The sequence below is a fragment of the Pseudopedobacter beijingensis genome (genome assembly GCF_042678145.1).
GTDB lineage: Bacteria > Bacteroidota > Bacteroidia > Sphingobacteriales > Sphingobacteriaceae > Pseudopedobacter > Pseudopedobacter beijingensis.
Map to the genome: position 1 here is coordinate 113,770 of NZ_JBHUDG010000016.1, position 9,869 is coordinate 123,638.

The 9,869-nt window shown below is 35.1% G+C and carries 10 protein-coding genes; 6 read left to right on the forward strand and 4 right to left on the reverse strand.

The window, feature by feature from the left end; translation table 11 throughout:
- Window positions 1-130: 130 nt before the first annotated feature.
- Window positions 131-670, reverse strand: a complete 540-nt coding sequence (locus ACFSAH_RS11085; RefSeq protein ID WP_379662802.1) for a 30S ribosomal protein S16 — start codon at window positions 668-670, stop codon at window positions 131-133.
- 95 nt (window positions 671-765) lie between these two features.
- Window positions 766-1,551, reverse strand: coding sequence for a glycerophosphodiester phosphodiesterase (locus ACFSAH_RS11090; protein WP_379662803.1), 786 nt, complete (start codon window positions 1,549-1,551; stop codon window positions 766-768).
- 71 nt (window positions 1,552-1,622) lie between these two features.
- Between ACFSAH_RS11090 and ACFSAH_RS11095 the strand changes: the two genes are divergently transcribed.
- Window positions 1,623-2,150 (forward strand): hypothetical protein, encoded by a 528-nt coding sequence (locus ACFSAH_RS11095; protein WP_379662804.1) that lies wholly within the window; start codon window positions 1,623-1,625, stop codon window positions 2,148-2,150.
- 152 nt (window positions 2,151-2,302) lie between these two features.
- Here ACFSAH_RS11095 and pfkA read toward each other — a convergent pair whose 3' ends face one another.
- Both pfkA and ACFSAH_RS11105 read right to left on the reverse strand, forming a co-directional pair.
- On the reverse strand, window positions 2,303-3,283 hold the full coding sequence (gene pfkA / locus ACFSAH_RS11100) for a 6-phosphofructokinase (protein ID WP_379662805.1): 981 nt from the start codon (window positions 3,281-3,283) through the stop codon (window positions 2,303-2,305).
- Between the two features lie 58 nt (window positions 3,284-3,341).
- Window positions 3,342-4,100 (reverse strand): biotin--[acetyl-CoA-carboxylase] ligase, encoded by a 759-nt coding sequence (locus tag ACFSAH_RS11105; protein WP_379662806.1) that lies wholly within the window; start codon window positions 4,098-4,100, stop codon window positions 3,342-3,344.
- Window positions 4,101-4,137: 37 nt separating this feature from the next.
- Between ACFSAH_RS11105 and rsfS the strand changes: the two genes are divergently transcribed.
- The 5 genes from rsfS (at window position 4,138) to ACFSAH_RS11130 (ending at window position 9,664) form a co-directional block, all read left to right on the forward strand.
- On the forward strand, window positions 4,138-4,512 hold the full coding sequence (gene rsfS / locus ACFSAH_RS11110) for a ribosome silencing factor (protein WP_379662807.1): 375 nt from the start codon (window positions 4,138-4,140) through the stop codon (window positions 4,510-4,512).
- 20 nt (window positions 4,513-4,532) lie between these two features.
- Window positions 4,533-6,569: an ATP-dependent zinc metalloprotease FtsH gene (gene ftsH, locus ACFSAH_RS11115; RefSeq protein WP_379662808.1), complete on the forward strand. Its 2,037-nt coding sequence runs from the start codon at window positions 4,533-4,535 to the stop codon at window positions 6,567-6,569.
- A 60-nt stretch (window positions 6,570-6,629) separates the two neighbouring features.
- Window positions 6,630-7,274 carry a LutC/YkgG family protein gene (locus ACFSAH_RS11120; RefSeq protein WP_379662809.1) on the forward strand — a complete coding sequence of 215 codons (645 nt, stop codon included), beginning with the start codon at window positions 6,630-6,632 and terminating at the stop codon, window positions 7,272-7,274.
- 50 nt (window positions 7,275-7,324) lie between these two features.
- Window positions 7,325-8,395, forward strand: coding sequence for a PA0069 family radical SAM protein (locus tag ACFSAH_RS11125; protein WP_379662810.1), 1,071 nt, complete (start codon window positions 7,325-7,327; stop codon window positions 8,393-8,395).
- A gap of 192 nt (window positions 8,396-8,587) precedes the next feature.
- On the forward strand, window positions 8,588-9,664 hold the full coding sequence (locus ACFSAH_RS11130) for a 3-oxoacyl-ACP synthase III family protein (protein ID WP_379662811.1): 1,077 nt from the start codon (window positions 8,588-8,590) through the stop codon (window positions 9,662-9,664).
- Window positions 9,665-9,869 lie beyond the last annotated feature (205 nt).

Sequence of the window (9,869 nt, forward strand, 5' to 3'; positions counted from 1 at the left end):
TTTATCAATAAACAAACAACTGTACTTCTTTTACTTTTATCCTCATTCAGATTATTTTATAAAAATCGTAGCCAATAAAAAAGGGAATACCATTTAGTATTCCCTTTTTAAAGCAAAAATATCTTATTGATTATTCTGCTGAAGCTTCTTCCTGAGATTCTGGAGCTGCTTCTACTACTTCTTCAGCAGCAGGAGCTTCTTCTTCAACTACAGGCGTGTTTTTTGCAGCAATTGCAGCAGCCTTAGCTTCTTTTACTTTAGTTTCTTCAACTAAATTAGCTTTTTTAGCTTCTTCTTTTTTAGAAGACAATCCAGCTTTTTTAGCTTCAATTTTAGCGTCTTTACCCTCTAACCAAGCTTCAAATTTAGCTTCTGCCTGCTCTTGAGTTAAAGCACCTTTTCTAATACCACCATTTAAGTGATTTTTGTAAAGAACACCTTTGTAAGAAAGAATCGCTCTTGCAGTATCTGTTGGTTGAGCACCATTACCTACCCATTTAACCGCTTGATCAAAATTGATATCGATTGTTGCCGGGTTAGTGTTTGGGTTATAAGAACCCAATCTTTCGATAAATTTACCGTCTCTTGGAGCTCTAGAGTCTGCCACTACGATGTAGTAAAAAGGTTTTCCTTTTTTACCGTGTCTTTGCAATCTGATTTTAGTTGCCATTTTTTAAATTCATTAAAGTTTTGCAATATCCCCTTACACGTAAGGGAGCGCAAAATTACTAAATTGATTTTATTATCTAACTATAAACCAGATAATTATTTTTTATTAGTTTCAGCATAAAGCTTTAAAGCGCGTTCAGGTTCGTCTGTTGTAATGTAATTAACCTCTTTTTGCAGAAAACGCTTAATATCTTCCTCTTTATTTACCGTCCATACATTGGTAGTAAGCCCCAAAGATTTAGCCAGGGAAATATAATTTTGGTTTTTATCGTATACAGACATATGAAAGTCTAATCCGGTAAGTTTATCTTTTTTTGCTTTTTCTGGATCAACAGCAGAAAGCGATTGAACTTTAGCATCTGGTTTTAATGCTATAATTTCTTTTGCTGCATCATAATCAAACAATATAAATTCAACCAAGTCCTCTACATGATGTTTTTTAACCAACTCCAAAGATTTCCTTACATTGTCTTTAGTTCTTTCTTTACCTAAGCCTGAAGATTTAATTTCATAAATAAGCTTAGTATGATGCGCATTTTTCTTGCTTTTAGCTATTTTAATAAACTCTTCTACAGTAGGTATTCTTTCTCCATTTGCCATTTTCAGCTTTCTCAGTTCTTTAAAAGTGGCTGTTGCAATATCTTTACCCAAAAAATCATTGTCATGGTTTATCACCAGCACATCATCTTTTGTAATGTGTACATCAAACTCAGACCCATAACATTTAAGCTCAATTGCTTTTTTTAATGACGCTCTTGAGTTTTGGGGAACATTATTATTCTTCCATGCTCCACGATGAGCTATAATAGGATTATTTTGAGAATAGGACATATTTGAACCAAGTAAACCTAAGGCAAAAAACAGGAATGCTTTTTTTATCATATCTAATAATTTATTATTTCACGAAAAATACATTTTTTTGCGATATTTATTTGGCAATTTATACATTAAAAATGAAATACGTACTCTCTTTGCTTCTGGTTTTATTTATAGAAACTACATTTGCTCAACGAGTTATAAAACAAACTTTTAAAAACAATAAAGTAAAGGAATTAGAAATTGGTGACATGGTACGAGTTTCTTTTCCTGTTACCAAGCTGAATGATTCTTTAGCACTCAAAAAAAACAAAGAATTTATTGGGGTAAGCGCTAAAATAGAAGATATTACTGAAAGAGGAATTGTTTTAAAAACTAAACAAAGAAAAACCATATCTCTAAATCTGGAAGATATCCAGGCAATTAAGAAAAGTAATTCTGCCGGTTTTGCAACAGCCCTTATTGGTTCTTATGCAATTATTGGTGGAGCGGCAATTATCATAGGCTCTCAGGCAGATGTTAATCCGGCCGTTACCTCATTAGTAGCAGCTGTTGCCGTAATACCTGCAACATTTATTGCTTCTGGTATTTTTTATCCTTCTATACCTAAACAAAAAGTTGGAAAAAAATATAGATTAGAAATTGTAAATGGTACTGTAAACTAATTTCAACGTTTTTTTATAAAGAAAAGAGCTGTATTAAAGTTCTTTGTTTACCTCGATTACCGAACGTTTTTAGAGGAAGATTTCTCTTCCCAATCGAAATGACAAAGTTTGTATTTTAATACAGCCCTTTTTACTTCTCTTGCACCTGAGAATTATAAAGACAGGATTTCTACTATTTTAAGTAGACTTTGATTGACTTCCTGATTATGTTTAATCGCGTGGTCTAATGGAGTAAAAACGATTTTTCCGTGAATGAGTCCCGCCATCTCTGCCTTTCTTCCCTCTAACAAACCTTCAACAGCCGCGACTCCTAAACGACTGGCTAACACCCTATCCATACAGGTTGGTTTACCTCCTCGTTGAATATGCCCCAGAATAGATACCCGAGTGTCGTAATGCGGAAACTTCTCTTTAATAATATCTCCAAGTTTAAAAGCGCCCCCTGCATCATCTCCTTCTGCAACCATAATAATTTTAGAAGACTTGTCCTTACGACCAACCTCTAAACGATGAATTAAATGCTCTACACCGGTCTTAGATTCAGGGATCATAATGGCTTCTGCTCCTACACCAATACCGCTTCTCAAAGCTATTAACCCGCTATCTCGTCCCATTACTTCAACTATAAATACCCTGTCATGAGATTCAGCTGTATCCCTGATTTTATCTACAGCATCAACAGCTGTATTAATTGCCGTATCATAACCTATAGTAAAATCAGTACCAAAAAGATCATTATCTATGGTTCCGGGAAGACCTATAATAGGAAGGTCAAACTCTTCACCAAAAACAGTTGCTCCTGTAAAAGTTCCGTCCCCGCCAATAACAACTAATGCATCTATCTCTTTAGACTTCAGTTGTTCGTAAGCTTTTTGTCTGCCCTCTTTAGTCTGAAAACTTTTACTTCTGGCTGTTTTTAGAATAGTACCCCCTCTTTGAATAATATTAGCCACAGACTTGCGGTCCATTTCTATAAATTCGCCATTTACAGCTCCTTCATATCCTCTTCTAATCCCTACCACTTCCAAATCATAGTAAAGAGCCGTACGAACTACCGCTCTAATTGCAGCATTCATCCCCGGAGAGTCTCCACCAGAGGTCAGAACACCTATTTTTTTTATTTTATTTTCCATTTATTACAAAATCCGTTTTCTAATAAAATTCCTTTTCAATACGGACGAATATAAGCTTTTAAAGTATAAAGCTGACTTCTTTTATATCAAAAAAACGTATTTCTCCGTTTGTTTTTATTGCCAGTCTACCCACTTCATCTATTCCTGTGATCTCTCCGTTAAATCTCCCCTCGGCACATTCAAAAACTGCCTCTTCACCAAATCTGAACATTTTTGATAAATATTCTTTCTCTATGTCTTCTCCTTCCTGTAATTGAAAATATCTCCTTTCCAAACAAATACAAAGTTGCTCTAACACCTTATCCAAGTTTTGCTGCTGTCCCGTAATAACATAAATAGAAGAAGCGGCAGTTGTGTCAGCAAATTGCTGTTGATTAACATTTATTCCAATACCAATAATACTATCTTTCAAATGGTTTCCCTGAATTCTATTTTCTATTAAAATACCACACAATTTCTTGTTTCCAGAATAAACATCGTTAGGCCATTTAACCTTACAATCTTCTACCAAAAAATGCGTTAAACAATCTACAACAGCCAAAGAAGAAACCATATTTAATAAAAATTGGTTCTTTAATGGGACAAAAGAAGTATGCAAATAGAAACTGGCCGTCAGGTTTTGTCCAGGTGCAGAAAACCACTGCTTACCATATTGTCCTCTGCCAGCTGTCTGGTTTTCTGCCATAATTACAGTTCCATTAAGCGGTGGCTCGTAATTTGACAGCAATAATTTAAGGAAATTGTTTGTAGAATCTACTTCTATTAATTTTTGGATACTTCTGCCAACAAATAATGTAGGAAAAATGTTATTTTGCAATATGATTCAATTAATATTTCAAAACTAAAATTTTTTAATGGTAAAAAATAAAAAAGCTAATTATGGGAATGATATTTCGGCATTGGTAGTGCATGGAATACAGGAGAAAAAAGGTAATGATATTGTTAGACTTGATTTAAGAAATATAAATAGTGCTGTGGCAGATTATTTCATCATTTGCCATGCCGAATCATCTGCGCAAATGCGGGCAATAGCAGATAGTGTAGAAAAAGAAGTTTATAAAGCTAGTGGACAGGATCCGGTGCATAAAGAAGGGTTCGAACATTGTGAATGGATATTATTAGATTATATTGACATTGTTGTTCATATCTTTAGAACCGATAAAAGATCTTTCTATGGTATAGAGGATCTTTGGGGCGACGCAACAATTAAAGAATATCAAAGTGCCTAAAAACATTTTATAATAACAAAATGAAAGATAGTTTGGATAAGAAAAAATCAATTAAAAAAGTTCCTGGGAAAAAGATAGTCCCTAAGCCGCCCAAATTCAATATTATGTGGATTTACGCAGCAATTGTGTTGGCGATCTTGGGGGTTCAGTTTTTTGCAGGAGTAAATACTGCAAAATTGATTACCTATCAAAAATTTGAGCAGGATATGCTTAAAGCCGGTGATGTAGAAAAACTGGTAGGTTACAAACAGGATGACTTGTATACCGTTGAAGTGTATATCAAAAAAGATCGCTTACAGGAAGACAAGTATAAAGATGTTAGAGATAATAACTCTTTTGGTGCAACCAATGGTCCCCAATACACCTTTAAAGACGGATCTTTCGAAGCTTTAGAAAAAAGGCTCGATCAATCGCAGAGTAATATTCCTGATGATCAAAAGATTAGAGTGCAGCCAGAAACGCGTAGCAACCCCATCTCAGGATGGTTTTGGTCTGTTATATTCCCAATTGTGCTTTTTGCATTGCTGTGGATTTTTATCATGAGAAGAATGAGCGGTGGTGGTGCCGGTGGAGCTGGTGGCCAAATATTCAATATTGGAAAATCCAGAGCCCAGCTTTTTGATAAAGAAAGTCAGGTAAGTATTACATTCAATGATGTTGCTGGCTTAAACGAAGCAAAACAAGAGGTTATGGAAATCGTAGATTTCCTTAAAAACCCTAAAAAATACACCAACCTGGGAGGTAAAATCCCTAAAGGTGCCTTATTAGTTGGTTCGCCCGGTACCGGAAAAACATTACTGGCAAAAGCTGTTGCCGGAGAAGCTCAGGTTCCTTTCTTCTCCATGTCAGGTTCAGATTTCGTAGAAATGTTTGTGGGTGTAGGTGCTTCAAGAGTGAGAGACCTATTTAAACAAGCCAAAGAAAAAGCTCCTTGTATTATTTTCATTGATGAGATTGATGCTATTGGTAGAGCCAGAGGAAAAAACAGTATGATGGGTGGAAACGATGAGCGCGAAAACACCCTGAACCAATTACTGGTTGAAATGGATGGTTTCGGTACAGATTCCGGTATCATTATTATGGCTGCAACCAATAGGGCAGATGTTCTGGATAATGCCTTGTTAAGACCTGGACGTTTTGACAGACAGATTTATGTGGATATGCCAGACATTAACGAGCGTAAAGAAATCTTTAATGTTCACTTGAAGCCTATTAAACTGGAAGACGGTATAGATATTAATTTCCTGGCAAAGCAAACTCCGGGTTTTTCGGGAGCAGATATAGCTAACCTTTGTAATGAAGCAGCTTTAATTGCAGCAAGAAAAGGAAACCAATCCGTTACCAAACAAGATTTCTTAGATGCTGTAGACAGAATTATAGGAGGTCTTGAGAAAAAGAACAAGATAATAACCAAAGAAGAGAAACGCGCTATTGCATTTCACGAAGCAGGACACGCTACTATTTCATGGTTATTAAAACACGCACATCCGCTAATTAAAGTAACTATTGTTCCTCGTGGGCAATCTTTAGGTGCTGCGTGGTATTTACCAGAAGAACGTAGTATTACTACAACAGAGCAAATTTTAGATGAAATGTGTTCTGCTTTAGGAGGTCGTGCATCAGAACAATTGATGTTTGGAAAAATAAGTACCGGCGCTTTAAGCGATCTTGAGAAAGTAACCAAACAGGCTTACGCTATGGTTTCTATATATGGTTTGAATGAAAAACTGGGTAATATTTCTTATTATGACTCCAGAGGTCAGGAAGCCTTTACTAAGCCTTATTCAGAAACTACAGCCAGAATTATAGATGAGGAAGCCAGCAAAATTATAGAAGCTCAATACCAGAGAGCATTGGCTATACTGACAGAAAATAAAGAAAAGCTCATAAAACTGGCAGAGAAGCTATTGACTGCCGAAGTTATCTTTAAAGAAGATCTGGAAGAAATTTTTGGTAAACGTCCGTTTGACGAAGAATCAACAGAACTACTTGCAGAAGATGCTAAACAAGTAGAAGCCGAAGACAAACAGGAAGAAATTACTACTTCTGAAAGTTAAAAGTAAAGTCCCCGGAAACGGGGATTTTTTTTGCTCCAAAACATCATTACATTTGCAACAATGAACGAAACTACTTCCAAAGAAAGATTATTAAAGAAAATAAGAAAGGCTCTTTTAGAAAAACGAGATAATCCCTATCCAAATCTGGAAGAAGCTCCATTATATCCCCCAACAGATGAAATTCCGGAAGTCATTTTTGCAGAGGAGTTGATTAAAGTAAGTGGCAATTTTGTTTTTTGTGAAGATGAGATACATCTTATAGAAAATATAATTTTACTTGCCGAAGAAAAAAAATGGAGAAAGATTTATTGCTGGGAACCTCAACTACAGGATCTTCTCAAAAAATACGAATATCCCTATTACGAAAGCGATAAAGATTTTGACCTGGCAGAGGTTGGTTTAACCCTTTGCGAAGCCCTGATTGCTCGTACAGGCTCCATTTTAATAAGCAATGCTAATGGCGCAGGGAGAAGATTAAGCATTTACCCTCACGTTCATATTGTAATAGCCTATACTTCTCAAATGGTAATGGATCTTAAAGATGGTTTCCAAATTATCAAAAATAAATACGGCAGCAATTTACCCACTATGGTAAGTAACATTACCGGTCCCAGCCGTACGGCTGATATAGAAAAAACTTTGGTTTTAGGCGCTCATGGGCCTAAAGAACTTTTTGTTTTTTTACTGGATGATAGCCATATTTAAGACATTTATAGATATCAAAAATACTAAAAATATTAGTATTTTTGATATCTATGCTAAATAACAATTCTGAATATATAAAAGGGAGAGGTGCCCAGGGAAACATAAATAACCGGTTTAACAAGCTAAAATACAGTCTGGAACATATTGAAGGATTAGATGAATCTTTTCTTTCAGAAAATATAAAAACCGAGTTTATTGTAGAATACCCCAAAACCATTATTTCCAGAAATAAAAGTCAAGATCTGTCTTTTGGAAATTCTATTAATCCATATTTAGGTTGCGAACATGGTTGTATTTACTGCTATGCCAGAAACTCACATGAATATTGGGGATTTGATCCGGCGCTGGATTTTGAACGAAAGATTATTATAAAACCAAAAGCTGCCGAATTACTTAGGGAAGAATTTAACAAAAAAAATTATGTACCGGGACCTATCCTTCTCTCTGGTAATACAGATTGTTATCAACCTGCAGAAAGAAAATTTAAAATTACGAGGTCTTTACTCGAAGTATTTTTAGAATTTAAACATCCGGTAAGTATCATCACCAAGAACAGCCTTATTTTACGAGATATTGACCTGCTTTCTAAATTAAGGAAAAATAACCTGGTTTCGGTCAGTATCAGTATTACCTCTTTAAACGAAAGCCTGAGAAACCTTCTTGAGCCACGCACTGTGACTGCTAAAGGGCGCTTAAAGATTGTAAAAGAACTAAGTGATGCCGGAATTCCGGTTAACGTAATGGTTGCTCCTATAATTCCAGGTTTAAATAGTGAGGAAATTCCTAAAATAATAGAAGCAGCTGCTATAAATGGCGCTGTTAACTCGTATTTTACTATTGTAAGGTTAAACGGTGCTATTTCAGATATTTTTAAAGATTGGCTTTATAAAAACTTTCCTGATAGAGCAGAAAAAACCATTAACAGAATATCTGCCTGTCATAATGGAAAACTCAATGATTCGCGCTGGATGCACCGCTTAACCGGAAATGGCGTAGAGGCAGAAGCTATTCATCAGTTATTTAAAATTTCTATGAAAAAATCCGGGTTACCAAAAAATCGGGTATCGCTGGATTACACCCTTTTTACCAATAACCACAACAAACAACTTACTCTATTTTAAAACCATAATTAGAAAACAATTTCCGTTTTATAATCGTTTCTAATACTAGAAATAGCTGTCTTCAGCGGGTTTATTTCACAAAGTTTATACAGGTTATATTTTGCTTTCTGTTTTTTTACATTTTGTGAGATATTATTTTTTACCTACCTTTAAAACTAAAGACCAAAACAGTATTTGGTCTATGAAAAAGAAATGAGTAAAATAAGATCAGTTATTATTGGAACGGGGAGCTATGTTCCAGAAAATGTCATTAAAAACGAAGCTTTTTTAAACCATAGCTTTTATGAAAAGAATGGAACTAAAATTGAAAAAGATAATCGTGAAATTATAGAAAAATTTCAATCAATCACAGAGATTGAGGAAAGAAGATATACATCTCCCAATCAATCTACTTCTGATATAGCTTATCTCGCGGCTATGGATGCGTTAAACAGCTCTGGAGTAATTGCAGAAGAGCTGGATTATATAATAGTGGCACACAATTTTGGTGATATCCATGAAGGTAAAAACAGGGTTGATTTTCTTCCTGCAATTGCCAGTAGGGTAAAACATAAATTACAAATCCAAAATCCTGATTGTATTGCTTACGATTTACCTTTTGGTTGTCCGGGTTGGGTTCAGGGCATTATACAGGCTGATTATTTTATCAGATCAGGAGATGCTAAAAAAGTATTAGTAATAGGAGCAGATACTTTATCTAAAATTACAGATCCACACGATAGAGATTCCATGATATTTGCAGATGGCGCCGGGGCAACTATTCTTTCTGCTGAAGAAGGAACAGAGAGAGGAATCTTATCTCATAAAACACAATCACACACTTTTGAAGAAGCTTACTATTTAAAAATGGGACCTTCTGATAAAACGGAGAATGAACATCCTGAAGATTTATATATTAAAATGGAAGGGAGAAAGGTATATGAATATGCCTTAAAAAATGTTCCTCTGGTGATGAAATCTGCATTGGACAAATCTAATGTTGATGTTAAGGATATTAAAAAAGTACTGGTACATCAGGCAAACGGAAAAATGGACGAAGCAATCTTAAAAAGATTCCTAAGACAGTACCAGATTAAAGATGTAGATCATAGTGTTATGCCTATGACCATTGCTAAATTTGGTAATACTTCTGTAGCTTCTATCCCAACCATGTTGGATTTTATCCTAAAAAAGAAATTAGGTTCTCATACCATAAACGAAGGTGATGCTGTATTGTTTACTTCTGTAGGTGCCGGTATGAATATCAATACGATTGTATATAGATTTTAAAGCACAATAATAATAAGGGTTGTATCAAAAATAAAAAAGTTGTCATTTCGATGAGTACAGCGAAGAGGAACATCTTCCCTAAGTACTTCTGAAGGAGCTCTGTAATCTTACCCTAGCTAGCTACACCCAAAACTAAAGAATTCCAATCAGAATTGCTATTGCTATCCTGTTGGAATGTGGGAAACTCAGAGAGTTTTCCATATTT